Origin of the sequence: Martelella lutilitoris (assembly GCF_016598595.1) — a bacterium.
In the GTDB taxonomy this organism is placed as follows: domain Bacteria; phylum Pseudomonadota; class Alphaproteobacteria; order Rhizobiales; family Rhizobiaceae; genus Martelella; species Martelella lutilitoris_A.
Map to the genome: position 1 here is coordinate 3,790,974 of NZ_CP066786.1, position 23,587 is coordinate 3,814,560.

Annotated in this window: 24 protein-coding genes; 18 read left to right on the forward strand and 6 right to left on the reverse strand. The window is 64.2% G+C overall.

From position 1 onward, the window contains the following. Positions 1–181 precede the first annotated feature (181 nt). The 9 genes from obgE to JET14_RS18065 all read left to right on the forward strand — a co-directional run bounded on the left by obgE (position 182) and on the right by JET14_RS18065 (position 9,244). Entirely contained in the window at positions 182–1,240 is a 1,059-nt protein-coding gene (gene obgE / locus JET14_RS18025; protein ID WP_200335334.1) for a GTPase ObgE, read from the forward strand. A 2-nt stretch (positions 1,241–1,242) separates the two neighbouring features. Further along, positions 1,243–2,406 carry a glutamate 5-kinase gene (proB, locus tag JET14_RS18030; RefSeq protein WP_200335335.1) on the forward strand — a complete coding sequence of 388 codons (1,164 nt, stop codon included), beginning with the start codon at positions 1,243–1,245 and terminating at the stop codon, positions 2,404–2,406. After that, entirely contained in the window at positions 2,399–3,679 is a 1,281-nt protein-coding gene (locus tag JET14_RS18035; protein WP_200335336.1) for a glutamate-5-semialdehyde dehydrogenase, read from the forward strand. The genes proB and JET14_RS18035 overlap by 8 nt, the downstream gene beginning before the upstream one ends. A gap of 40 nt (positions 3,680–3,719) precedes the next feature. Next, positions 3,720–4,313, forward strand: coding sequence for a nicotinate-nucleotide adenylyltransferase (locus tag JET14_RS18040; protein WP_200338155.1), 594 nt, complete (start codon positions 3,720–3,722; stop codon positions 4,311–4,313). Next, the gene (locus JET14_RS18045) at positions 4,297–5,169 is read left to right on the forward strand and encodes a hypothetical protein (protein WP_246750367.1); all 873 of its coding nucleotides are present in this window, start codon (positions 4,297–4,299) and stop codon (positions 5,167–5,169) included. Before JET14_RS18040 ends, JET14_RS18045 begins: the two co-directional genes overlap by 17 nt. Before the next feature lie 111 nt (positions 5,170–5,280). Continuing rightward, a complete protein-coding gene (gene rsfS, locus JET14_RS18050; protein WP_200335337.1) occupies positions 5,281–5,712 on the forward strand; it encodes a ribosome silencing factor in 432 nt (143 codons plus the stop codon). Between the two features lie 180 nt (positions 5,713–5,892). Then, entirely contained in the window at positions 5,893–6,375 is a 483-nt protein-coding gene (gene rlmH, locus JET14_RS18055) for a 23S rRNA (pseudouridine(1915)-N(3))-methyltransferase RlmH (RefSeq protein WP_200335338.1), read from the forward strand. 102 nt (positions 6,376–6,477) lie between these two features. Then, positions 6,478–7,869 (forward strand): murein hydrolase activator EnvC family protein, encoded by a 1,392-nt coding sequence (locus JET14_RS18060; RefSeq protein ID WP_246750368.1) that lies wholly within the window; start codon positions 6,478–6,480, stop codon positions 7,867–7,869. Beyond that, on the forward strand, positions 7,859–9,244 hold the full coding sequence (locus tag JET14_RS18065; RefSeq protein ID WP_200335340.1) for a S41 family peptidase: 1,386 nt from the start codon (positions 7,859–7,861) through the stop codon (positions 9,242–9,244). The genes JET14_RS18060 and JET14_RS18065 overlap by 11 nt, the downstream gene beginning before the upstream one ends. A gap of 92 nt (positions 9,245–9,336) precedes the next feature. Here JET14_RS18065 and pyrC read toward each other — a convergent pair whose 3' ends face one another. Next, positions 9,337–10,377, reverse strand: a complete 1,041-nt coding sequence (gene pyrC, locus JET14_RS18070) for a dihydroorotase (RefSeq protein ID WP_200335341.1) — start codon at positions 10,375–10,377, stop codon at positions 9,337–9,339. Positions 10,378–10,603: 226 nt separating this feature from the next. Here pyrC and JET14_RS18075 point away from each other — a divergent pair, with 226 nt between their 5' ends. The 9 genes from JET14_RS18075 to cydX all read left to right on the forward strand — a co-directional run bounded on the left by JET14_RS18075 (position 10,604) and on the right by cydX (position 20,411). Beyond that, positions 10,604–11,371, forward strand: coding sequence for a LamB/YcsF family protein (locus JET14_RS18075; protein ID WP_200335342.1), 768 nt, complete (start codon positions 10,604–10,606; stop codon positions 11,369–11,371). Between the two features lie 94 nt (positions 11,372–11,465). Further along, positions 11,466–11,786 (forward strand): ArsR/SmtB family transcription factor, encoded by a 321-nt coding sequence (locus JET14_RS18080; RefSeq protein ID WP_024709175.1) that lies wholly within the window; start codon positions 11,466–11,468, stop codon positions 11,784–11,786. Between the two features lie 48 nt (positions 11,787–11,834). After that, the gene (locus JET14_RS18085) at positions 11,835–13,037 is read left to right on the forward strand and encodes an MFS transporter (RefSeq protein WP_200335343.1); all 1,203 of its coding nucleotides are present in this window, start codon (positions 11,835–11,837) and stop codon (positions 13,035–13,037) included. A gap of 275 nt (positions 13,038–13,312) precedes the next feature. Further along, complete coding sequence (locus JET14_RS18090; RefSeq protein WP_200335344.1) at positions 13,313–13,891, forward strand: GbsR/MarR family transcriptional regulator; 579 nt, start codon at positions 13,313–13,315, stop codon at positions 13,889–13,891. A gap of 3 nt (positions 13,892–13,894) precedes the next feature. After that, the gene (gene cydD / locus JET14_RS18095; protein ID WP_200335345.1) at positions 13,895–15,682 is read left to right on the forward strand and encodes a thiol reductant ABC exporter subunit CydD; all 1,788 of its coding nucleotides are present in this window, start codon (positions 13,895–13,897) and stop codon (positions 15,680–15,682) included. Next, the gene (gene cydC, locus JET14_RS18100) at positions 15,679–17,379 is read left to right on the forward strand and encodes a thiol reductant ABC exporter subunit CydC (RefSeq protein ID WP_200335346.1); all 1,701 of its coding nucleotides are present in this window, start codon (positions 15,679–15,681) and stop codon (positions 17,377–17,379) included. Before cydD ends, cydC begins: the two co-directional genes overlap by 4 nt. A gap of 91 nt (positions 17,380–17,470) precedes the next feature. Continuing rightward, the gene (locus JET14_RS18105; RefSeq protein WP_200335348.1) at positions 17,471–19,063 is read left to right on the forward strand and encodes a cytochrome ubiquinol oxidase subunit I; all 1,593 of its coding nucleotides are present in this window, start codon (positions 17,471–17,473) and stop codon (positions 19,061–19,063) included. 6 nt (positions 19,064–19,069) lie between these two features. After that, on the forward strand, positions 19,070–20,221 hold the full coding sequence (cydB, locus tag JET14_RS18110) for a cytochrome d ubiquinol oxidase subunit II (RefSeq protein WP_200335350.1): 1,152 nt from the start codon (positions 19,070–19,072) through the stop codon (positions 20,219–20,221). A gap of 67 nt (positions 20,222–20,288) precedes the next feature. Then, positions 20,289–20,411 (forward strand): cytochrome bd-I oxidase subunit CydX, encoded by a 123-nt coding sequence (cydX, locus tag JET14_RS18115; protein ID WP_200335352.1) that lies wholly within the window; start codon positions 20,289–20,291, stop codon positions 20,409–20,411. A 77-nt stretch (positions 20,412–20,488) separates the two neighbouring features. Here the strand turns inward: cydX and JET14_RS18120 are convergent, their stop codons facing one another. The 5 genes from JET14_RS18120 to ccmA are packed head-to-tail and all read right to left on the reverse strand — an operon-like array spanning position 20,489 to position 23,379. After that, entirely contained in the window at positions 20,489–21,088 is a 600-nt protein-coding gene (locus JET14_RS18120; RefSeq protein WP_200335354.1) for a DsbE family thiol:disulfide interchange protein, read from the reverse strand. Further along, on the reverse strand, positions 21,085–21,246 hold the full coding sequence (ccmD, locus tag JET14_RS18125; RefSeq protein ID WP_138747548.1) for a heme exporter protein CcmD: 162 nt from the start codon (positions 21,244–21,246) through the stop codon (positions 21,085–21,087). The genes JET14_RS18120 and ccmD overlap by 4 nt, the downstream gene beginning before the upstream one ends. Continuing rightward, entirely contained in the window at positions 21,243–22,019 is a 777-nt protein-coding gene (locus tag JET14_RS18130) for a heme ABC transporter permease (protein ID WP_200338158.1), read from the reverse strand. The genes ccmD and JET14_RS18130 overlap by 4 nt, the downstream gene beginning before the upstream one ends. Before the next feature lie 40 nt (positions 22,020–22,059). Beyond that, on the reverse strand, positions 22,060–22,719 hold the full coding sequence (gene ccmB, locus JET14_RS18135) for a heme exporter protein CcmB (RefSeq protein WP_200335356.1): 660 nt from the start codon (positions 22,717–22,719) through the stop codon (positions 22,060–22,062). Positions 22,720–22,722: 3 nt separating this feature from the next. Next, positions 22,723–23,379, reverse strand: a complete 657-nt coding sequence (gene ccmA, locus JET14_RS18140) for a heme ABC exporter ATP-binding protein CcmA (RefSeq protein WP_200338159.1) — start codon at positions 23,377–23,379, stop codon at positions 22,723–22,725. Positions 23,380–23,587 lie beyond the last annotated feature (208 nt).

The following is a 23,587-nucleotide window of genomic DNA, read 5'->3' on the forward strand; positions in this document are numbered from 1 at the left end:
GTCACCTGCTGGCGGTTGGGTAAGCAGACGCGCGGCAAAGGTCAAGGCCGCGTTGCGTGCCGTTGCCGCCGCGCGGTATGTTGCAGCAACGGTTTTTCACGATATTCTTTGACCTTGCCGCCGACGGACGCTAACGATGCGGGCGGTTTTACCCCACACATGAAGACAAAAGCGACGAACCATGAAATTTCTCGATGAGGCAAAAGTCTATATCCGCTCCGGCGATGGCGGGGCAGGGTCTGTCTCGTTCCACCGCGAGAAATATATCGAGTTCGGCGGCCCGGACGGCGGCGACGGCGGACGCGGCGGCGATGTGTGGGTGGAAGCGGTCGAAGGGCTGAACACGCTGATCGATTTCCGCTACCAGCAGCATTTCAAGGGCGAGACAGGCGGCCACGGCATGGGCCGCAACCGCACCGGCGCCAACGGCAAGAGCGTGACCCTGAAAGTGCCGGTCGGCACGCAGATCTTCGAGGAAGATCGCGAGACGCTGATCTGCGACCTGACCGAGATCGGCGAGCGCTACCGGCTGGCTTCCGGCGGCAATGGCGGCTTCGGCAACGCCCATTTCAAGACCGCGACCAACCAGGCCCCGCGCTGGGCCAACCCTGGCCTTGAGGGCGAGGAAAAGACGATCTGGCTGAGGCTGAAGCTGATCGCCGATGCCGGGCTCGTGGGCCTGCCCAATGCCGGCAAGTCGACCTTTCTGGCGACCGTGACCCGCGCGCGGCCGAAGATCGCCAACTATCCGTTCACGACGCTGCATCCCAATCTCGGCGTCGCCAGCATCCATGGGCGCGAGTTCATTCTCGCCGACATTCCCGGCCTGATCGAAGGCGCGCATGAAGGGATCGGTATCGGCGATCGCTTCCTCGGCCATGTGGAGCGCACCCGCGTGCTGCTGCATCTGGTCTCCTCCCAGGAAGAGGATGTCGCCGCCGTTTATCGCACGGTGCGTCACGAGCTTCAGGCCTATGGCCATGAACTCGCAGACAAGCATGAACTCGTCGCATTGTCCCAGATCGACATCCTTGACGACGAGACGCTTGCGGAAAAGAAGATGGCGCTAGAAGAGGCATCCGGCGGGCCGGTCTTCGCGATCTCGGCCGTTGCCCAGAAAGGCATGTCCGAAGTGCTTTCGGCGCTTGCCGAAATCATCCGCGCCGAAGAGGCGCGCCTTGGCATTGCCGCGCCCGAACGGGGCATCGACAAGGGCCGGCACGACAAGTGGGAGCCCTGACAATGAACGGCATGCACCGTTCGCTGACGCATTATCGGCGGATCGTGATCAAGATCGGCTCGGCGCTGCTCATCGACCGAGCGCGCGGGCTCAAACATGACTGGCTGAACCGGCTGTGCGATGACATCGCCGCGCTGAAGGCCGCAGGCGTCGAGGTTCTGGTTGTCTCCTCCGGCGCGGTCGCGCTGGGGCGGACCGTGCTGCACAGCCATTCCGGCACGCTGAAGCTGGAGGAGGCGCAGGCGGCTGCCGCCGTCGGTCAAATCGGCCTTGCCGGCGCCTGGACCGAGAGCCTGCGCCATCACGACATCCTCGCGGGCCAGATCCTGCTGACGCTGCAAAACACCGAGGAGCGGCGGCATTATCTGAACGCCCGCGCCACGATCCTGCAGCTTCTGAAAGCGGGCGCCGTTCCGATCATCAACGAGAACGACACGATCGCGACCTCGGAGATCCGTTACGGCGACAATGACCGGCTTGCGGCCCGCGTGGCGACCATGATCGGCGCGGAGTTGCTGGTGCTGCTCTCCGACATTGACGGGCTTTACACGGCCCCGCCGCATCTCGATCCCCATGCCCATTTTCTGGCGGAGATCGAGGCGATCACGCCTGAGATCGAGGCGATGGCGGGCGGTGCGGCCTCCGAATTGTCGCGCGGCGGCATGCATACCAAGATCGAGGCCGGCAAGATCGCGACCGCCGCCGGCTGCGCCATGGTGATTGCCTCCGGCAAGATCGACCACCCGCTGAAGGCGATCGAGGATGGCGCGCGCCATTCCATGTTCCACGCCTCGCACACGCCGGTGAATGCCCGCAAGACATGGATTGCCGGCCAGCTACTGCCCGCCGGCACGATCCATATCGACGATGGCGCGGTGGCGGCGCTCAAACGCGGCAACAGCCTTCTGCCGGCCGGCGTGACGGCGGTTGACGGCCATTTTTCCCGCGGCGACACTGTGGCGATCGTCAACTTGAAAGGCGGCGAGGTCGCGCGCGGACTGTCAGGCTATGACAGCGACGAAGCGCGCATGATCGCCGGCCAGAAGACCGTCAACATCGAGGCGATTCTCGGCTATCCCGCCCGCGCGGCCATGGTCCACCGCGATGATCTGGTGATGGCCGCCGTCGGCAAGAAGAAACAGAACGAAGGTTCGACCCATGCTTGATCAGGTTCACAAAGACGATATCGCCGCCGTGATGCGGGAGCTTGGAACGCGCGCGCGCGCCGCCGCCCACAAGCTGGCGATCGCCCCGACCGAGACCAAGAACCAGGCGCTTGCCGCCATGGCCCGCGAGATCGAGGCGCGCGCGCCGGAGATCCTGGCCGAGAACGAGAAGGATGTCGCCGCAGCCCGCGCGAACGGTATCACCGGCTCCTTCATCGACCGGCTTGAACTCAATGACGCCCGCATCGCCGCCATGGCCGAGGGCATCCGCGCCATTGCCGCGCTGGACGATCCGGTCGGCAAGCTGATCGCCGAATGGGACCGGCCGAACGGGTTGACGATCTCGCGGGTGCGCACGCCGCTCGGCGTCATCGGCGTCATCTATGAGAGCAGGCCGAACGTGACAGCGGATGCCGGGGCGCTCTGCCTGAAGGCCGGCAATGCCGTGATCCTGCGCGGCGGTTCGGATTCCGCCCATTCGGCGCGCGCGATCCACGGCGCGCTGAAGGCCGGGCTTGCGGAAGCCGGCCTGCCTGAAGACGCGATCCAGATCGTGCCGACCACCGATCGTGCCGCCGTCGGCGAGATGCTGTCCGGCCTGTCCGGCAATATCGACGTGATCGTGCCGCGCGGCGGCAAAAGCCTCGTCGCCCGCGTGCAATCGGAAGCGCGCGTGCCGGTCTTTGCCCATCTGGAAGGACTCTGCCATATCTATGTCGACAAATCCGCCGATCTCGGCATGGCGCGCGACATCGTCGTCAACGCCAAGATGCGCCGCACCGGCATTTGCGGCGCGGCCGAAACGCTGCTGATTGACCGGGCCGCCGCCGAGACCTTCGCGACCCCGCTGATCGAGGCGCTGGAGGCGAAGGGCTGCCTGGTGCGCGTCGACCACGACATGATCGATTATGCCCGCGGCCGCGATGAAGCAAATGACGACGACTGGACCACGGAGTATCTCGACGCGATCATTTCGGTGAAGCTCGTCGACGGCATTTCCGGCGCGATCGAGCACATCGAAAAATACTCCTCGCACCATACCGAAGCGGTGATTGCCGAGGACCACGAGGTCGTCTCGCGTTTCTTCAACGAGATCGATTCGGCCATCCTGCTGCACAATGCCTCGACGCAATTTGCCGATGGCGGCGAATTCGGCATGGGCGCGGAAATCGGCATTGCCACCGGCAAGATGCATGCGCGCGGACCGGTCGGCGTCGAACAGCTCACCTCGTTCAAATATCTTGTGCGCGGCACGGGACAGACGCGGGCCTGACAGTTTGACCGAGGGGACGATCGACCAGCGCTATCTTGCCATGCCCTATTGCGAGCCGGGCATGGCGATCGGCCTTTTCGGCGGTTCCTTCAACCCGCCGCATGAGGGGCATTTCCTGGTGGCGAGCCTCGCGATCCAGCGTCTCGGCCTCGACCAGCTCTGGTGGCTGGTCACGCCCGGCAACCCGCTGAAGAGCGGAAACGGCCTTGCCCCGCTCGAGGAACGGCTGGCGCTGAGCGAGAAACTCGCGTGCGACCCGCGCATTCGCGTCAGCGCACTCGAAAAGAGGATCGGCACCGCCTATACGGCACGCACCATCCGCCATATCGTACGCCGCAACCCGGGCGTCCATTTCGTCTGGATCATGGGCGCCGACAATCTCGGCGACTTTCACCGCTGGCAGGAATGGCGCACGATCGCCCGCACCGTGCCGCTTGCCGTGATCGACCGGCCCGGCTCGACGCTGACCTATCTTTCCTCAAAGGCGGCGCGCACGCTCGACAAGGCCCGCATTGCCGAGCGCGATGCCCGGGCGCTGGCGCGGATGACGCCGCCGGCCTGGACCTTCATCCACGGTCCGCGTTCGAATGTCAGCTCCACAGCGCTCAGGCGAGGCCATGATGACGCGGATTGAGGTCGTCGCCTGTCTCAACGATCCCGGCAAACCCGGCGGCCACAGCGAGGATCGGGCCGGCGCAAACGGGCACAGCGCCTTCGTCATCGACGGCGCGACCGGCATTGCCGACCGACAGGTGATGACGGACCATCCGAGCGACGCGTCCTGGCTTGCCGACCACGCGGCCGCGGTTTTTTCCAGGGCGGGGAGCGAAGAGAGCGTCGCCGACATCGTCTCAAGCCTCAACGCTGAGGCGCGCAAAACCTATCTTGCCGCAGCCGGGACCGGCGACCTGCCGCGCTACATGTGGCCGGCCGCCGCCTTCCAGATGCTCAGGATCGAAGGCGACCGGCTTGTCTCCTACGGGCTCGGCGACTGCCGCCTGTTCCTGCAATCCGAAGCGGACGGGCGGGTATTCGAGACCACGGCCCTGAAGGGCAACCGCGTGAAGGAAATCGCCGCCGCCCGCGCCCATCTGGCACGCACCGGCGGCTTCGGCGGCAAGAACGACATCGGCGGCGACGAGAAGACTCGCGCGGCCCTGCGCGAAAGCCGCTCGAAACACAACATGCCGGGCGGGCGGATCTTCACGCTCGGCCTGGTGCCAAAAGCGGCAGACGAGATCGTGCGCGAGGAAACCGGCCTGGCCGCCCCTGCCCGCGGCCTGCTCTGTTCGGATGGCTTCGCCGCCCTTTGTGACAATTACGACGCTTTCGGCCCTCGGGAACTGGTCGATGCCGCTTTCGACGAGGGCCTTCCGGCGCTTCTGGCACGATTGCGCGAAATCGAACGGATCGAGGACCCGGAAGGCGAACGCTTCCCGCGCTACAAGATCAGCGACGACGCCACGTGCCTTGCCTTCCGCATTCCCTGAAGACGCCGGTGGGGCGTTTTTCAACGAGAACCTTGCGCGATACCCCCATTGGCTCCTATCTTTATAGAGACTCGTGGGCGCCACGAGTCGCAATCGTGCTTGTTCCGGTCCATGAAGAAAGGAAGACCCCTGACAACATTGCACGCGAAGGGTGCCGCAGACGATGCTGCACCGAAGAGCAGGAAAAGCGGCGTCCATGCCGCAGATCAGGCTTTGTCCACCGTCCTCGCCAGTCTTGAGGATTCCAAGGCTGAAGATATCGTAACCATCGACATCAAGGGAAAATCGGCGCTCGGCGACCACATGGTGGTCGTGTCCGGACGTTCGAACCGCCATGTCGGGGCGATTTGCGACCATCTGGTCAAGGACATCAAGCAATCGGGTGCTGGCACGCCCAGGGTTGAGGGCCAGGAGGCCGGAGACTGGGTGCTGATCGACACCGGTGACGTGATCGTCCATGTGTTCCGGCCGGAAGTCCGCGAGTTCTACAATATCGAGAAGATGTGGTCCGCGCCTGAAATGAACGAGGGACGGCTGCACTAGCGCCTGGCATCGAGGCGCCTGTGACTGCCGTTTGCCGCGCCAAAGCGCGCGGGCATGATCTTTGTGGCCTTGTGCTGGCCCGAAAGTTCCGCTTTGGTTCAAACCAGACGGATTTTGCGGGCACTGTAAGCTTTAGCCTGAAGTACTGTTCGTCCGACCGGACGCACCAAGGAAAAAACAATGCAGATCGGCATTTTCGCCGTCGGGCGGCTGAAATCCGGTCCCGAGAAGGACTTGGTTGCCCGCTATCTCGATCGGCTGAAAAAGACCGGGAAGGCGCAGGGCATCGATTTTACCCGTGTCCACGAAGTCAATGAAAGCCGCGCCGGCAATGCCGCGACCCGCAAGCGCGAGGAGGCGCAGGCGCTGGAAGCGGTCCTCTCCCCCGAGACCATTCTCGTGCTGCTGGACGAAAACGGCAAGTCCTTCGACAGCCCCGCCTTTTCCGGGAAGATCGCCGGTTTTCGCGATCAGGGCAAACGCGAGATGATCTTCGCCATCGGCGGCGCCGACGGGCTTGATCCGGCCCTGGTCGAGCGTGCCGACCTGACCATCAATTTCGGCGCCATGACATGGCCGCACCAGATCGTGCGCATCCTGCTTGCCGAACAGCTCTACCGCGCCGTGACGCTCATGGCCGGCCACCCCTATCATCGGGTATGACTGCTTCAAAACTTTGTGTCTTATAAAGATGTTCGGCTTTCGTTAACCTGTCGGCGTTCTATATCGGCTGCGCTCAAGCTCCAACCGAAAGAGTCAGGACGAATGGGCTTTGCAAGGGACAATACCGTGCGTCTCCTTTCCGCATGCAGCCTGATGCTGCTTGCGGTTGCGGCATGGTCTGCGCCCGGCACGAGCCTGGCCCAGACCGATCCCGCGCCGCAGACCGATTCCCGCGAGCTCGTGGACAGGCTTTCCGAAAGGCGCAGCGAAACCGAGATTGAACTCGACACGATCCGCAGTTCCATCACCGTTTCTGAAGAAAAGATTGCCGGCCTGCAGAGCGAGATCGACAAGCTTGCCGGCGACACCGCCAGCCTGAAACAGGCGCTGGTGGACTCGGCGGACCGCAGGCGCGCGCTGGAGGAACAGATCGGCGAGAGCGAGGCGCGCATTGCCGAACTCTCCAGGGAGGAAGCCGTCCTCAAGGCCTCTCTGAACGAGGAGCGCGATGTGCTGGCCGATGTTCTGGCTGCCCTGCAGCGCATGGGCCGCGACCCGCCGCCTGCCCTGCTGGTCGCTCCCGGCGATGCGCTCGATTCCGTCCGCAGCGCTATCCTGCTCGACGGCGTGGTGCCCGAGATGCGCGCGCGCATGGAAAGCGTGCTTGGCGATCTCAGATCACTGCAGGCGGTCAAGCAGGAACGCGAGAACGCGCGCGACGCGCTTGCCGCCGACCTCGACAGCCTGGCCGAGGAAACCAGGCGCATGGACATGCTGATTGCCGAAAACGAGAAGGCGAGCGCAGAAAGCGCCGAGGCGCTCGCCGAGGAGCGACGCCAGGCCGAGGCGCTTGCCGCGCGCGCCACCGACCTCAACGGCCTGATCACCTCGCTCGAGACCGAAATCACCTCCGCGCGCAACGCGGCGCTGCTTGCCCGACAGGAGGAAGAGCGCCGCCGGCAGATGAGCGAAGCACAGCGGGAAGAGGCGCGCAGCCGCGCGCTCACATCTTCGCCCGATAAAAACCGCATTACGCCCGCATATCCGTTTTCTGACCTGAAGAACCGGCTGGTTTTGCCGGTGGCCGGCGATATTCTGCGCCGCTTCGGCGATCCGGACGGAACGGGCCATGAGGCGACCGGCATCACCGTCGCGGCGCGACCGGGCGCTCTGGTGACGGCGCCGGCGGACGGAACGGTGGTTTACGCCGGGCGCTTCAGAAGCTACGGAGAGATGATCATTCTCAATGTCGGCGACGGCTATCATCTGGTGATGACGGGCATGGAGGGTTTGAAGGTGCGCCAGGGCGATTTCGTGTTCTCCGGCGAACCCCTTGCGCAGATGGGCGCCAGACGCATTGCAAGCGCTGCGACGCTGGCGCTGGAAACAGACAGGCCGACGCTCTACATTGAGCTTCGGCAAAACGGCAAGCCGGTCGATTCCGGACCTTGGTGGGCGGACAAAAATGATGGAAAGGCACGCAATGATACGTAGGGCAACGCTTCTGCTGGCAGGCGCTGTGATCGGCGCCTCGGCGACCGGCATTCTGGTTTCCGCCGACATACCGGCGCGCGCGGCAAGTGACGACAGCACCTATCGCGAGATGTCGCTGTTCGGCGATGTTTTCGAGCGCGTGCGCAGCCAGTATGTCTCGCCGCCTGACGAAGAGAAGATGATCCAGGATGCGATCAACGGCATGCTGAGCGGGCTCGATCCGCACTCAAGCTACATGACGGCCGAAGAATCCGAGGAGATGCGCGACCAGTCCAAGGGCGAGTTCGGCGGCCTCGGCATCGAGGTGACGATGGAAGACGAGGTCGTCAAGGTCGTCGCCCCGATCGATGACACACCGGCGTCCAATGCCGGCGTCCTTGCCGGCGACAGCATTGTCGAGATCGACGGCGAAAGCGTGCGCGGCATGTCGCTCAACGATGCGGTGGACCGCATGCGCGGCGAGGTCGGCGAGCCGATCGACATCACCATCATCCGCGATGGCGTTGCCAAGCCGATCGAGATGACCATCGTGCGCGGCGTCATTCCGGTGCAATCGGTCAAATGGCGGGTCGAAAACGACAATATCGGCTATATCCGGATCTCGACCTTCATGAACGAGAAGCTGGACGAGAGCCTGAATGACGCGATCGAGGAAATCCGCGCCGAAGTGCCGGATGACCAGCTCAAGGGCTATATTCTCGATCTGCGGCTGAACCCCGGCGGCTTCCTCAACCAGGCCGTTGCCGTGGCCGACACCTTCCTCGACGAGGGCGAGGTGGTTTCCACCCGCGGCCGCAATTCAAGCGAAACCCGCCGCTTCGACGCGGGGCCCGGCGACCTCACCAACGGCAAGCCGCTGATCGTGCTCGTCAACGGCGGCTCGGCGTCTGCGTCGGAAATCGTCGCCGGCGCGCTGCAGGATCTGAAACGGGCGACGCTGGTCGGCACCCGCACCTTCGGCAAGGGCTCGGTCCAGACCATCGTGCCTCTCGGCGTCGAAGGCTCGCTGAGATTGACGACCGCGCTTTACTACACGCCCTCCGGCACCTCGATCCAGGGCACCGGCATCAGTCCCGACATCACCGTCGAGCAGGTGCTGCCGGAAGATCTGGAAGGCGTGATCCGTCCGGAAGGCGAAAGCGCGCTGCGCGGCCATATCCAGGGCGACGAGGAAACCGACGAGGGTTCGGGTTCGGTCGCTTATGTGCCGCGCGAGACCGAGGACGATGTCCAGCTGAAATACGCGATCGACCTTCTGGAAGGCAATATCACCGACGCCGCCTTCCCCGCCGACCCGGAAAAGGCGGTCGAGGAACTCCAGGCGGCGAAGGCCGACGCAATGACGCAGGAGCCGGAAATGGAGGACGCCCATTAAGGGCGCTCCAGCAAAACTTATTTGTTTGCAAGAAGGCCGGGTTCGCCCGGCCTTTCGGCGTTACAGGCAAACCTGAAACCGAATGACCCGCCTTACCGCTCCACCGCCCAGAAAAGCGGGAATTTCGGGTCGAACACCGTCACCGGACCGGCGCCGGTTTCCCGCTTTTTGGGATAGTCGACCGGTTCGTCGCGCTTGACGAGCGTCACTGTCTCCTCGTTCGGCGCGAGCCCGTACCAGGCCGGACCGTTGAGGGAAGCGAAGGCCTCGAGGCGGTTGAGGGCGTCTTCGTTCTCGAACACATGGGCAAGACAGCTCATCGTGTTCGGCGCTGTATAGATGCCGGCGCAGCCGCAGCCGCATTCCTTGGCCGGATCCACATGCGGGGCGGAATCGGTCCCGAGGAAGAAGCGGGGATTACCCGAGGTCGCGGCCGCGACCAGGGCCTTGCGGTGCGCCTCGCGCTTTGCCACGGGCAGGCAGTAGTAATGCGGTCGGATGCCGCCGACGAGAATGTCGTTGCGGTTGATGATCAGGTGGTGTGTGGTGATCGAGCCGGCGAGATTGCGCTCCGCCGCCGAGATATAATCGATCCCGTCCTTGGTCGTCACATGTTCCATGGTGATCTTCAGCTCCGGCAGGCGCTTGCGCAGCGGATCGAGCACGGTGTCGATGAAGACGGCCTCACGGTCGAAGATATCGACATCGGCGCTCGTGACCTCGCCATGGACACAGAGATTGAGCCCGACTTCCGCCATTTTCTCCAGCACCGGCATGGCGTTGTCGAAATTGCGCACGCCGCTTGCCGAATTGGTTGTGGCACCAGCGGGATAAAGTTTGACGGCGGTCACAAGGCCGCTTTCGTAAGCGCGCGCGACGTCGTCCGGGTCGGTCGTCTCGGTGAGGTAGAGCGTCATCAACGGGGTGAAGGCCGCGCCTTGCGGCAGCGCCGCAATGATCCGCTCGCGATAGGCGGCGGCATCGGCGGCCGTCACCACCGGCGGCACCAGATTGGGCATGATGATGGCGCGGGCGAAGTCGCGGGCGGTATCGCCGATCACGCCCTCCATCATCGCGCCGTCGCGCAGATGCAGATGCCAATCATCGGGGCGGCGGATCGTCAGGCTTTTCATCATCTCACTCCATGGGCTCGACCTGATCCGGCAATAGAGAATTTCAGGCCGGAAGAAAAGGCGGGAAGTCTCTTGTAAAAGACAGGCCCGACTGCCGGAGATATGCATTTTCGCATGGAGCGCATGAGAAAAACGCAAACCAAACCATGAAAAACCCATTGTTTGCCCGTCCCCGGAGCCCCTACATTGGCAGGATGACGCGCTGAAACCACAGGGAGGCGAGACCGTGACCCGCCAGAGGATCGACATCAACTGCGACATGGGGGAAAGCTTCGGCGCCTGGGAGAAGGGCGACGACGCGGCGATGCTGAAGGTCGTCTCCTCCGCCAACATCGCCTGCGGCTTCCATGCCGGCGATCCCGATATCATGGCCAGGACCTTCGCGCTGGCGCGCGAGCGCAATGTCGCCGTCGGGGCGCATCCGGGCTTTCCCGATCTGATGGGCTTCGGGCGCCGGCAGATCCCCTATTCGGTCGGCGAGATCGAGCGGCTCGTCGCCTACCAGATCGGCGCCGCGCAGGCGATTTCACAATATGTCGGCCACCCGATCACCCATGTGAAACCCCACGGCGCGCTCGGCAATCTCGCCCAGCACGACGAGGCCGTCGCCCGCGCCATCTGCAATGCGATCAAGGCGGTCGATTCCTCGCTGATCTGCCTTGCCATCGCGCTCGGCCAGCAGCACCGCATTGCCGAGGAAATGGGACTGACCGTGGTCTCGGAAATCTTCGCCGACCGCGCCTATACCGACGAGGGCATTCTGGTGCCGCGGGGCATGAAGGGGGCGGTGATCCGCGATCCGGATGCCGCCGCCTGGCGCGTTGTTGAAATGGTCAGCGAAGGCGCGATCGTCACCGTTTCCGGCAAGCGGCTCGAAACGCCGATGGGCTCGATCTGCGTCCACGGCGACGCGCCCGAGGCGCTCGCGATCGCCCAGGCCGTGCGCAACGGCCTGGAAAAGCAGGGCTTCGCCATTGCCAACTTCATACGCTAGACTGTAACAGGGGCGGATTGACCTTTTTCGGCCGCATTGCGGCGGCCCGGTATTCGACCTTGACTTCTCTAGAGAAAATCGTATATACGAAATTATGAAGATTGAATCCGAAAACATGGTCGAATCCGCGGATGAAGCCTGCGAGCTGTTGAAGGCGCTGGGCAATCGTCACCGGCTTCTCATTCTCTGCCAGCTCATCGATGGCGAACGATCCGTCGGTGAACTTGCGGATTTTCTCGGCATCCGGGATTCCACCGTTTCCCAGCATCTGGCGCTTCTGCGGCGCGAGAAGCTGATTGCCGGTCGGCGCGAGGGGCAGACGATCTGGTACCGGATAGAGAGCGAACCCGCGCGGCAGATCCTCACCACGCTTTACGACGCCTATTGCGTGAAAGACCGCAACCGGACGAGCTGAGCCACCCGCACATCACACGGGCGAACGCCCCGGAGCCCCTTACTGCCGATGAACACCGCCGACAGCCCGGACACCGCCCGCCGCAACATCCGCATCCTCACCCTGTCGCAGGCCGTCGGCGGGGCCGCGCCACCCATCGTTATCTCGCTCGGCGGCATTGTCGGGCAGGTTCTTTCGCCCGATCCGGCCTTCGCCACGGTTCCCGTCAGCCTCTATAATCTCGGCGTTGCCGCGGGCACGCTTCCGGCCGCCTTCATCATGCGCCGGGTCGGCCGCCGGCTCGGCTATATCTTCGGCGCGCTGATCGGCATTTGCGGCGGGCTTGTGGCGGCGACAGGCGTTGCCGCCTCCACCTTCCTCATCTTCTGCATAGGCACGATCCTGATCGGGCTTTACGGCGCCTACCTGCAGAGCTTCCGCTTCGCCGCCGCCGATTCGGTCTCCGGCGACATGAAGGCGCTCGCGATCTCGCGGGTGATGATCGGCGGACTGGCCGCGGCCATCATCGGCCCGCAGGTGGTGATATGGACCAGCGACGCCGTGCCGGGCCTGCCTTATGTGGCGAGCTTCATCAGCCTTTCCGGCCTCGCCCTTCTGACCCTGTTTCTGGTTTCGCAGCTGAAGGTGCCGCGCGCCGACAAGGCCGCCGCCGTCAATCTTTCCGGCGGGCGCCCGTTGTCCGCGATCGCGCGCTCGCCGCGCTTCATCCTTGCCGCCGGCACCGGCGTCATTTCCTACGCACTGATGGCCTTCATCATGACGGCGACGCCGCTTGCCATGGTCGCCTGCGGGCACACGGTCGGCGAGGCGACGCTTGGCATCCAGTGGCACGTGCTCGCCATGTTCGGGCCGAGTTTCTTCACCGGAAGACTGATCGCCCGATTCGGCAAGGAGACAATCGCCGCCACGGGCCTTGTCCTGATCGCGGCCTGCGCGGCGATCGCGCTGTCCGGTCTCGGGCTCACCCATTTCTGGGCCGCCCTCATCCTGCTCGGCGTCGGCTGGAATTTCGGCTTCATCGGCGCCACCGCGATGATCACCGACTGCCATACGGCGGAAGAACGCGGCAAGGTGCAGGGGCTGAACGACTTCCTGGTTTTCGGCTCGGTGGCCTCCGCCTCCTTCCTCGCCGGCGCCCTCGTCAACACCGATAACGGCTGGAGCCTGATGAACTGGCTGGTCTTTCCTGCCGTTCTGGTTGTCCTCGTGCCGCTTCTCTTCGGCCGTTTCTCCAGCGCCTCGCGCGCCTGACCGGCGCGCATATCTCCTCCCCCGCTTCGACTCAATTCCGGTTAATTCGGCAACACCTGAATTTTCGGGATACAACCGGTGGGCGCATTCTGCTTTTTTCATTCTGCATGACATAAATCAAATTGCCCGCGGGCCCTCTCGGCTAAACCCGTTGAAATAGAAGGGGGTTCGGTTGCGCAATTTGATGTCGGGCGGGGATGGCCTTGCACGATATCAGATATCGCGGTACAGAGTTTTCAGAAAAAACTGAAAATACAGCCCGATCAGGATAGCCGATGACAATGTCGCCCATCGTACAGGATTTCGTTCTCCATTTCGGCGAGATGGGCAGCCGTTGGGGCATCAACCGGTCGGTGGGACAGATTTACGCTCTTCTCTATGCCTCGCGCGAGCCGCTTTGCGCCGACGACATGGTGAGCGAGTTGAAGATTTCGCGGTCCAACGTGGCCGCCGGACTGAAGGAGTTGCAGTCGTGGGGGCTGGTTCTCCTGAGGCACAGGCCGGGCGACCGGCGCGACTACTACACGACGCCGGAGGATGTCTGGTCCATCCTGCGGACACTGGCGGAGGAGCGGAAGAAGCGGGAGGTCGACCCGACGCTCGCCCTGCTTGCCGACGTCACCACGCGCACGCCGCGCGACGAGGATGAGGAATACGCCCAGAAACGCATGGGCGAAATGCATGACCTGATCGCAAGGCTCTCGTCCTGGTACGACGATGTGAAGGGCCTGGAGACGGAAAGGCTGCTGATGCTGCTGGGCATGGGCGCGCGGGTAACGCGGCTCATTGAGACGGCAGACAAGATGACATCGTTCGGCCGCAAGGCCGGGCGCGATCAGAATGAGAAGGTTTGAGGCATGAGCGAGCTTGTCTTTGAAAAAGCCGCCGACGAACGGAAGGACGCGCCGCACGGGCAACCCCGCGCGGAACGCGCTGCCGTGCGCCCTGCCTCAACCGCACAAAAGAGCCAGCGGCGCGCCCGTGCGCCCAAGCCGCGCGGGCTGAAGATTGCCGCATGGCTGCAGACCTTCGCCGAACTGATGTGGCTGCCGCAGGCGGCCTGTCTCGCCCATGGCATCGGCCTGATGGCGCGCGGCGAGGGCGTTTCGGCCGTGCTGCCGCTTGCAGCCGCCGTTCTTGCGCTCGGTTTTCTGAAGGCGATCGCCGAACGTGCGGGCAGCCGTCTTGCCTACAGGACCGCTCGTGCGATCCTGAGCGAGAAACGCGAGGCAGCGCTCGCAGCGCTCAGCCGCCGTTCGCCGCTCGATACCAGCCGCGTGGCCTCGGGCGAGGCTGCGAGCGTGATCGCGGAGCAGGCCGAACATATCGTGCCTTATCTGGCGCGGTTCCAGACGGCCCGGTTCAAGGCCACGGTCGTGCCGCTTGCCATTCTCGCCGTCATCTTTCCGTTTTCCTGGATTGCCGGCCTTGTCCTCCTGATCGCCGCCCCGCTGATTCCCGTCTTCATGGCGCTGATCGGCTGGAGCGCGCAGTCGGCGAGCGAAAAGCACCTCGCCGACATGGGCACGCTCAATGCCTTTCTCCTCGACCGGTTGCGCGGGCTCTCGACGATCCGCGCCTTCGATGCCGTCGATCTCGTCTCCCGCCGCCTGACGCTCAGGGCGGAAAACCTTCGCCGTCGCACCATGTCTGTGCTGCGCATCGCCTTCATGACCTCTGCGGTGCTGGAACTCTTCTCCGCGCTCGGCGTCGCAATGGCGGCCGCCTATATCGGCTTTCATCTGCTCGGCCAGATCGGCTTCGGCGCCTGGGGCGGCACGCTGACGCTGTCCGAAGGCCTGTTCATCCTGTTGCTGGCCCCCGCCTTCTTCGATCCGCTGCGCATGCTCTCGTCCGTCTGGCACGACCGCGCGGCGGGCGAGGCCGCACTTTCCGCCCTGGACAAACTGGCCGAGGATGGCCTGTCGATGGTCGGCGCCGAGAAGGAAGACATCGCTCCTGCAAAAGCATCGGATCGGGTTCGTCCCGTCAGCGTCGAGTTCCGCGATCTCGGCTTTGTCCATCAGGGCTCGCGCGATCCGGTGTTCGAGGGATTCAATCTCCACGTTGCCCCCGGCGAACATGTCGCCCTGCTCGGTCCGTCCGGCAGCGGCAAGTCGACGCTTCTGGCCCTGCTGGCGGGCCTTGCCGAACTTCGCCACGGCCGCATCCTGATCGACGACGTGACGCTGGATGATGCCAATGCGGCGCGGCTTCGCACCCGCATGGCCTGGATCGGCCAGAACCCGCATCTCTTCGCGGGCTCGATTGCCGGCAATATCCGCCTGCACCGCGACGACATTTCCCGCGAGGCCGTGGCCGATGCGCTGAAGCTTGCCTCGCTCGACCATGTGGCCGAGGCTCATGGCAATGCCATGGTCGGCGAGAACGGCGCGGGACTTTCCGGCGGCGAGGCCTTGCGGCTGACGCTGGCGCGCGCTGCCGCCAATCGTGCCGCCGGGCTGATCATCGCCGATGAGCCGACCGCCCATCTCGATCACCGCACGGCTAGCGATATCGCCGAGGCGCTGCTGACGCTTTCAAGCGGCCGCACGCTGATCGTCGCCACCCATGATCCGCTGCTCGCCGAACGCATGGACCGCGTCATCCGCCTCAACGAGGATTTTCGGGAGGTCGCGCGATGAGAGCCGGCAAGTTTACAAGCCTCGGTCCGATCATCCGGCTTTTCTGGCGCGAACGGCGCGGCGGGCTAATGGCGGGCGCTGCCCTTTCGGCTGCCACCGTGCTTGCCGGCATTGCCCTTCTCGGCGTTTCCGGCTGGTTCGTCACCGCCGCGGCCATCGCCGGGCTGACGACCGCCACCGCGCTTGCCTTCGACGTCTTCGCCCCGTCGGCGGCCATCCGCTTTCTGGCGTTGTCGCGCACGGCGGCGCGCTATTTCGAGCGGCTGCAGACCCATGACGCGACGCTCAGGGTGCTCGCCGGCCTGCGCGTGCGCCTGTTTCAGGGCTTTACCGCACCGGGCGCCGCGAAGGCGCTTGCGCTGCGCCCCGCCCGCCTGCTGTTCCGCCTGACGGCTGACGTGGACGCGCTGGATTCGCTTTATCTCAGGGTTCTGGTGCCGGGTTTCGTCGCCATCATCGCCGGCCTCGTCACCATCGCCGCGCTCGGCGCGCTGTCCTGGCCGCTTGCCTTTGCCGTCGGCGCCGCGATCGTCATTCCGGGCCTCGCCATTCCGGCACTTTCCGCGCGCTTTGCCGAAAAACCGGCGCGTCGCCTCGCCCATGCGCAGGAGGCACTGCGCGCCCGCTCGGTTGATCTGGTCGCCGGCCAGAGCGAGCTTGCCTTTGCCGGCGGTCTTCAGGACCAGCGCGCCCGCGTTGCGGCGGCCGACGCCCGCGAACATGCCTCGGATCTGGCGCTGAACCGGATCGAGACCAATGCCGGTTTCGGCTTCGACATCGTCACCGCCTTCATCCTGTCGGGCGTCCTGCTGGCCGGCGCGTCGCTTGCTTCCGCAGGCACGGTCACAGCGCCGCTGGCAGCCCTTGCTCTGCTGATCGCCTTTGCCGCGCTGGAGCCCTTTGCCGGCCTGCGCCGCGGCGCGATGGAACTCGGCCGCACGCTTCTGGCCGCGCGCCGCCTTTCGCCGCGCCTTGATGCGGAGCCTGGCAGCCGTTTCCGGCCGGAAGCGCCGAAGCCCGGCCATGCGCTCGCGCTCGATAATGTGACCATGCGCTACGAAGGCCGCGCCCGCGCCGCCGTCTCGAACCTCTCGATTTCCGTGAAGACCGGCGAGAAGGTCGCGCTGATCGGCGCCAGCGGTGCGGGAAAATCCTCGATCATGGCGCTTTTTGCAGGCGAGGCCGCACCTCAGGCCGGAACCGTCGCCGCCCTTGACGCGACGATCCTCAGCCAGCGCACGGAGCTTTTTCAGGATTCGCTGCGCGCCAACCTGAAGATCGCAGCCCCTGCCGCCGATGACGACGCCATGATGGCGGCGCTTGATGCGGCCGGACTCGGTGAAACCGTTCGCGCCCTGCCGCAAGGCCTTGATACCGATCTCGGCGAACAGGGCATCGGCCTTTCCGGCGGCCAGTCGCGCCGCCTGGCGCTTGCCCGCCTGCTTTTGCGCGACACGCCGGTCTTCCTGCTCGACGAGCCGACCGAAGGCCTCGACGGCAAAACGGCGCGCGATGTCATGTCACGGATCAATGCGCGCGCCGGCGAGAGCCGTACGCTCCTCGTCGCGACGCATATCCGCAGGGAGGCGGAAATCGCCGACCGGCTGCTTGTTATCGAACGGGGGCGGATCATTTCCGCCCCCAAACGAGGCGAACCCGGCTTTGACGCCGCGCTCGCCGCCTTGAGGCCGGACTAGACCCCGGCCTCCAATAACGAAATGCGGTGCTGCCGTTGGTCCGGCAGAACCGATGAAACTTGAGACCCGGTTTGAACGCGGGAGAGACGCAATGGAACTGGACATCGTGGCGCTATCGCGCCTTCAATTTGCTATGACGGCGCTATACCACTTTTTGTTTGTGCCGTTGACGCTGGGCCTTTCCATGATCGTTGCGATCATGGAGACGACCTACGTCATGACAGGCCGCAAGATCTGGCGGCAAATGACTAAATTCTGGGGGACGCTGTTCGGCATCAATTTCGTGCTCGGCGTATCGACCGGCATCGTGATGGAATTCCAGTTCGGCATGAACTGGAGCTATTACAGCCACTATGTCGGCGACATCTTCGGCGCACCTCTCGCGATTGAAGGGCTGATGGCCTTCTTCCTCGAAGCAACCTTCGTGGGCCTGTTCTTCTTCGGCTGGGACCGCATGTCGCGGGTCGCCCATCTGATCACCACCTGGTGCGTGGCCATCGGCTCGAACCTCTCGGCTCTGTGGATCCTGATCGCCAATGGCTGGATGCAGAACCCGGTCGGCTCGACCTTCAACCCGGTCACTATGCGCATGGAGGTCTCGAACTTCTTCGCGGTTCTGACCAACCCGGTCGCCCAGGCGAAGTTCGTCCACACCGTTTCTGCCGGCTATGTCACCGCTTCGGTCTTCGTGCTCGGCGTTTCCGCCTGGTACGTGCTGAAAGGCCGGCATTCCGAGCTCGCCAAGCGGTCGATGACGGTAGCCTGTTCCTTCGGCCTGGCCGCTGCCCTTTCGGTGGTCGTGCTCGGCGACGAAAGCGGTTATCTGACCACCGAACACCAGAAGATGAAGCTGGCGGCAATCGAATCCATGTGGGAAACCGAGCCCGCGCCCGCCTCCTTCACCCTGTTCGGCATTCCCGACACGCAGGACCGCGAGACGCATTACGCCGTCAGGATCCCGTGGGTCATGGGCCTGATCGGCACGCGATCGCTCGACACGCCGATTGAGGGCATCAACGAACTGGTGGAAAGCGGCAAGACCCGGATCGAAAACGGCATCCAGGCCTATACCGCGCTCACCAACATGCGCGCCAATATGGGCACCGGCACGCCGGACACGGCGGACCAGGCGATCTTCGAGCAGTATGGCAACGATCTCGGCTACGCCTATCTTCTGAAGCGTTTCGTCGATGACCCGAGCCAGGCGACGCCGGCCCAGATCGAACAGGCCGCAAACAGCCTCGTTCCGCCGGTCGGCACGCTGTTCTGGTCGTTCCGCATCATGGTCGGAGCCGGCTTCCTGTTCATCGCGGTGATGGCGACCTTCTTCTACCTGTCGGCCCGCCGCCGCCTCGATGCACATCGCTGGCTGCTGCATGTCGCGGTCTGGATCATTCCGCTGCCGTGGATTGCCGCCGAATGTGGCTGGATCGTCGCCGAACTCGGCCGCCAGCCATGGATCATCGAGGGCATCCTGCCGACGGCGCTCGCCGTTTCCAGCCTCGGCGCAGGCACGCTGCTTCTGACGCTCGCCGGCTTCGTCGCAATCTATACGGTGCTGTTCGTCATCGAAATGGGCCTGATGCTCGCCGCGATCCGCAAGGGACCGCAGCCTGACAACGGACCCGAGATGCCTGTGCTCGGCTTCCGCCGCGTCCAGGGCACCATGACACCCGCGGAGTAAATCATCATGGTACTACACGATCTCATCTCCTACGAAGTCCTCCGCGTGATCTGGTGGCTGCTGCTCGGCGTCCTGCTGATCGGCTTCGCCATCATGGACGGCTTCGACCTCGGCACGGCAACGCTTCTGCCTTTCGTTGCCAAGGGTGACACCGAACGCCGCATCGTCGTCAACACGGTCGGCCCGGTCTGGGAAGGCAACCAGGTCTGGCTCATTCTCGGCGGCGGCGCGATCTTCGCCGCCTGGCCGGCAATCTACGCCGTGTCCTTCTCGGGCTTCTACCTGGCGATGTTCGCGATTCTGTTCGCGCTCATCCTGCGCCCGGTCGGCTTCAAGTACCGCTCCAAGCGCGAAAGCGCCACCTGGCGCAATACCTGGGACTGGATGCTGTTCATCGGCGGCTTCGTGCCGACGCTGATCTTCGGCGTGGCGCTCGGCAATGTGCTGCAGGGCGTTCCCTTCCGGCTCGATGACGACCTTCGCATCTTCTACGACGGTTCGTTCTTCGGCCTTTTGAACCCCTTCGCGTTGCTGGCTGGCCTCGTCTGCGTCGCGATGCTTGTCATGCACGGCGCGGCCTACCTGTCGACCAAGACGGAAGGCCCGATCAACGACCGCGCCCGCGCCTATGGCTCGGTCTCCGCGCTCGCGCTGATCGTGCTGTTCGCGCTCGCCGGCGTCTGGCTCTATTACGGCATTGACGGCTACGCCTATACCGGCGCCGTTGACGCCGCAGGACCTTCGAACCCGCTCCTGAACGACGTTGCCCGTGAACAGGGCGCCTGGTTCGTCAACTACGGACGCTACCCGTGGATGATGCTGGCGCCGGCGCTCGGCTTCCTCGGTGCGATCGGCGCCTTCATCGGGCTGAAGGGCTCCAAACCGGCGCTCGCCATGCTGTCGTCCTCGGCTGCCGTGTTCGGCGTCGTGGCTACGCCCGGCGTCGCGATGTTCCCCTTCATCCTGCCGTCGTCGGAGCAGCCCGCTGCAAGCCTGACGGCCTGGGATTCATCGTCGAGCCACCTGACGCTGTTCATCATGCTGGTCTGTGCCCTCATTTTCGTGCCGCTCATCCTCGCCTACACGTCGTGGGTCTTCCACATCATGTGGGGCAAGGTGACCGACAAGGACATCAACGGCGGCGGACACGCCTACTGATCACCGAGGCAGGGCCGCGCCTCCTGAAGGGCGCGGCCCGCCCCGACCGAAACACAAGGAGTTTCAAATGTGGTATTTCGCATGGATCCTCGGCCTGCCGCTTGCCGCTCTTTTCGCGGTGCTCAACGCGATGTGGTACGAACTGATGGATGACCGCGCCAAGGCGCGCCAGAGCCAGAAACAGGGCTGATACATCCCTGTCGCACTGAACAAAGCCCGGGTCTGCCACGCGCAGGCCCGGGCTTTTGGTTTCATCGGTCCTTGGGATCAGTTCATCAGGCGCGAGGCCGGGCCGATCGAGCGGTTGATCACGGGAAGGATTTCCCGTTCATAAGATGTGGCATCGATCGGGCCGACCTTCTTGAAGATGATCGTGCCGTCCGGCCCGACGACGAAGGTCTCGGGAATGCCGTAGACGCCCCAGTCGATCGCTGCGGCCCCGCTCCGGTCGACGCCGATCGCGGCGTAAGGATTGCCGAGTTGGCCGAGAAACCGCAACGCATTGTCCGGGTTGTCCTTGTAGTTGATGCCGACGACGTTGATCGCCGGGTCTTCGGCAAGCTTCATCAGAAACGGATGTTCCTGCCGGCAGGGCACGCACCAGGAGGCGAACACGTTGACGAGGGTGAACTTGCCGGCGATCTCCGCATCGGTGAGCGCCGGGCGGTTGCTGCCTTCAAGCGGCGGCAGGTCAAGCGCGGGCGCCTTCTTGCCGATCAGGACCGAAGGGATTTCCTGGGGATCGCGGCCGGAGAGGATCTGCCAGCCGAAGACGGCGAACAACGCCGCGACCACGATCAGCGGTATGGCCGCCATCAAATAGCGCTTGTTGCCCGCGCCCTGCCCCGTATTCTCTTCTTCGCTCATGCGCCCTTGCCCGCGCTGCGGCGACGTGCGCCGGCCTTTTCAAGGGCCGCGAGCTCGCGCCGGCGGGCGCGACCGTCCAACACCAGCCATGCGACAAGCCCGGCAAAGACCAGCGCCGTCGCGCCATAGGCGGCGGAAATGAAGAAGGCGTGGCTCATTCTTGCTCCCTCGGCTGCGGGCGCGCCGCCTCCTCCGCCCGGCTCGCCGCGACGCGGCGCATGGCGGCGACCCGGCGGCGGTAGATCTCGTTGCGCATGGCGGCAAGGTGCATGGTGAAAAAGGCGAAAGTGTAGGCAAGCGCCATGGCGGCGAGCGGCCACAGGAACACCGGATCGATGGTCGGCCCGTCAAGCCGGATGACGCTTGCCGGCTGGTGCAGCGTGTTCCACCAGTCGACGGAAAACTTGATGATCGGGATGTTGATCACGCCGACAAGGATCAGGATCGCCGAAAGCCGGGCCGCGCGCTGCGGCTCGTCGACGGCCCGGTTGAGCGCGATGATGCCGAGATACATGAGAAACAGGATGAAGACCGAGGTGAGCCGCGCGTCCCACACCCACCATGCGCCCCACATCGGCTTGCCCCAGAGCGAGCCGGTCAGAAGCGCCAGGAAGGTGAATGCCGCGCCGATGGGGGCAGCAGCCTTGTGGGCGACATCGGCAAGCGGATGACGCCAGACCAGCGTGCCAAGCGCTGCCGCCGCCATCACCATGTAGCACATCATCGAAAGCCAGGCGGCGGGCACATGGATATACATGATGCGCACCGTATTGCCCTGCTGGTAATCGGCTTCGGAGGTGAAGGAGAGAAAAAGCCCGACGGCAAACAGGACAAGCGTGATCGCGATCATGAACGGCAGAACGCGGCCGACGAGCGTGAGGAACCGCGTCGGGTTCGCAAGCCCCGCAATCATCCCCGTCTTTGGCTTCATCTCGTTCAAGAGCGTCCTCCAGGCTTCTATCGGGTTTCGCTCAATCATCGCCCTGACGCAAGGCCAGGCTTGCGGCAAGAGGCCCGACGACGGCAAAAAAAAGCGTGAGCGCGACAAGAATGAGAAAGGGCGGCAAAAATGCCTCGATCTCGGAGGTCGCCGCATAGCTTGCCCCGACCCCGAAGATCAGCACGGGGATTGCAAGCGGCAGGATCAGGATCGGCACCAGAAGCCCGCCGCGCGGCAGCGAGACGGCAATCGCGGCCCCCGCTGCGCCGATGAAGGTGATGGCGGGCGAGCCGACAAGCAGCGTGATAAAGGCCGCGCCAAGGCCCGCCGGGCCGACATTCATCAACAACCCCATGACCGGCGAGAGGATGATCAGCGGCAGGACATAGGCCGTCCAGTGGGCCAGGCATTTGACCAGAACGATCAGCACCAGCGGCTCGTCCTGCATCTTCAGAAGGTCGAGCGAGCCATCGTCCCGCTCGGCGCGAAACAGCCGATCGAGCCCGATCAGCGTTGAAAGCAGCACCGCGATCCAGACGATTGCCGGGCCGATGCGCGCAAGCAAGGCCAGATCGGGGCCGACGCCGAAGGGCACGGTGGCAACCACGCAGAGGAAGAACAAAAGTCCAACCAACGCTCCGCCGCCGGCGCGCAAGGCAAGGATCACATCGCGGCGGTAAAGCGCGCCCATGGTCTAGAACGCCTCCGCCATGAAAGGGTCTGCGACAAGACGCGTAGGGCCGGTGAACGCCATCGCCTTAGCGTCCTCAAGACCGAGCGGCTCATGAGTCGCGGCAATGATGATGCCGCCCTTGCCAAGGTGGCTGTTCATCAGCGCGGCGACCGTCTCCCTGGCGGCCTTGTCGAGAGCGGCCGTCGGCTCGTCCAGGAGCCAGACCGGGCGATGGGCAACCAGAAGACGGGCAAAGGCAATACGGCGTTTCTGCCCTGCCGAGAGATAGGCAAAGGGAAGATCGAGCACGCCTTCCAGACCGACAGCCTCGGCGGCCTCTTCCGGGACCAAGCCCGCGCTGCCTTCAAAATCCCCCAGTATCCGTTTCCAGAGGGCCAGATTTTCACGCGCGGTCAGTTCCTGCTTCATGGCGTTCTGGTGCGCGAGATAATGGGCGGCAAAGGCGAGCGGCAGCGCGTTTTCGTCATCGCCGATGAAATGGGCATGGCCGTCGGTCTTCCCGACAAGACCCATAAGCGCGCGCAATGCCGTCGATTTGCCCGCGCCGTTCGGGCCGGTGAAGACCATGCTCTGGCCGGCGGAGAGCGTAAGCGACAATTTGCTGAAAATCAGCATGTCGCCCCGGCTGACCGAAAGGCCTGCAGCCTCTATGCGCAAAGCCATTTGCTCCCCTTCGCCGGACACGGCAGCCCGCATAACTTGCCGGTTGCTAAAAAAAATTTAAATTTCAACCATTGTTTATCTGGCACCTTTCTTAGAAATTATCTATACAATGCGCAACCACGCCAGCGGCCGGCGTGAAACACATCCTTGTGCCGAACTTGAGGTCATTCGGCCTCACGTGCGGACAGCGGAAATGGTCGCA

What these genes read in the sequence shown, in the direction of transcription:
- obgE (WP_200335334.1), top strand. Translation starts at nt 182, where the DNA reads ATGAAATTTCTCGATGAGGCAAAAGTCTATATCCGCTCCGGCGATGGC.
- proB (WP_200335335.1), top strand. Translation starts at nt 1,243, where the DNA reads ATGAACGGCATGCACCGTTCGCTGACGCATTATCGGCGGATCGTGATC.
- JET14_RS18035 (WP_200335336.1), top strand. Translation starts at nt 2,399, where the DNA reads ATGCTTGATCAGGTTCACAAAGACGATATCGCCGCCGTGATGCGGGAG.
- JET14_RS18040 (WP_200338155.1), top strand. Translation starts at nt 3,720, where the DNA reads ATGCCCTATTGCGAGCCGGGCATGGCGATCGGCCTTTTCGGCGGTTCC.
- JET14_RS18045 (WP_246750367.1), top strand. Translation starts at nt 4,297, where the DNA reads ATGATGACGCGGATTGAGGTCGTCGCCTGTCTCAACGATCCCGGCAAA.
- rsfS (WP_200335337.1), top strand. Translation starts at nt 5,281, where the DNA reads ATGAAGAAAGGAAGACCCCTGACAACATTGCACGCGAAGGGTGCCGCA.
- rlmH (WP_200335338.1), top strand. Translation starts at nt 5,893, where the DNA reads ATGCAGATCGGCATTTTCGCCGTCGGGCGGCTGAAATCCGGTCCCGAG.
- JET14_RS18060 (WP_246750368.1), top strand. Translation starts at nt 6,478, where the DNA reads ATGGGCTTTGCAAGGGACAATACCGTGCGTCTCCTTTCCGCATGCAGC.
- JET14_RS18065 (WP_200335340.1), top strand. Translation starts at nt 7,859, where the DNA reads ATGATACGTAGGGCAACGCTTCTGCTGGCAGGCGCTGTGATCGGCGCC.
- pyrC (WP_200335341.1), bottom strand. Translation starts at nt 10,377, where the DNA reads ATGAAAAGCCTGACGATCCGCCGCCCCGATGATTGGCATCTGCATCTG.
- JET14_RS18080 (WP_024709175.1), top strand. Translation starts at nt 11,466, where the DNA reads ATGAAGATTGAATCCGAAAACATGGTCGAATCCGCGGATGAAGCCTGC.
- JET14_RS18085 (WP_200335343.1), top strand. Translation starts at nt 11,835, where the DNA reads ATGAACACCGCCGACAGCCCGGACACCGCCCGCCGCAACATCCGCATC.
- JET14_RS18090 (WP_200335344.1), top strand. Translation starts at nt 13,313, where the DNA reads ATGACAATGTCGCCCATCGTACAGGATTTCGTTCTCCATTTCGGCGAG.
- cydD (WP_200335345.1), top strand. Translation starts at nt 13,895, where the DNA reads ATGAGCGAGCTTGTCTTTGAAAAAGCCGCCGACGAACGGAAGGACGCG.
- cydC (WP_200335346.1), top strand. Translation starts at nt 15,679, where the DNA reads ATGAGAGCCGGCAAGTTTACAAGCCTCGGTCCGATCATCCGGCTTTTC.
- JET14_RS18105 (WP_200335348.1), top strand. Translation starts at nt 17,471, where the DNA reads ATGGAACTGGACATCGTGGCGCTATCGCGCCTTCAATTTGCTATGACG.
- cydB (WP_200335350.1), top strand. Translation starts at nt 19,070, where the DNA reads ATGGTACTACACGATCTCATCTCCTACGAAGTCCTCCGCGTGATCTGG.
- cydX (WP_200335352.1), top strand. Translation starts at nt 20,289, where the DNA reads ATGTGGTATTTCGCATGGATCCTCGGCCTGCCGCTTGCCGCTCTTTTC.
- JET14_RS18120 (WP_200335354.1), bottom strand. Translation starts at nt 21,088, where the DNA reads ATGAGCGAAGAAGAGAATACGGGGCAGGGCGCGGGCAACAAGCGCTAT.
- ccmD (WP_138747548.1), bottom strand. Translation starts at nt 21,246, where the DNA reads ATGAGCCACGCCTTCTTCATTTCCGCCGCCTATGGCGCGACGGCGCTG.
- JET14_RS18130 (WP_200338158.1), bottom strand. Translation starts at nt 22,019, where the DNA reads ATGAAGCCAAAGACGGGGATGATTGCGGGGCTTGCGAACCCGACGCGG.
- ccmB (WP_200335356.1), bottom strand. Translation starts at nt 22,719, where the DNA reads ATGGGCGCGCTTTACCGCCGCGATGTGATCCTTGCCTTGCGCGCCGGC.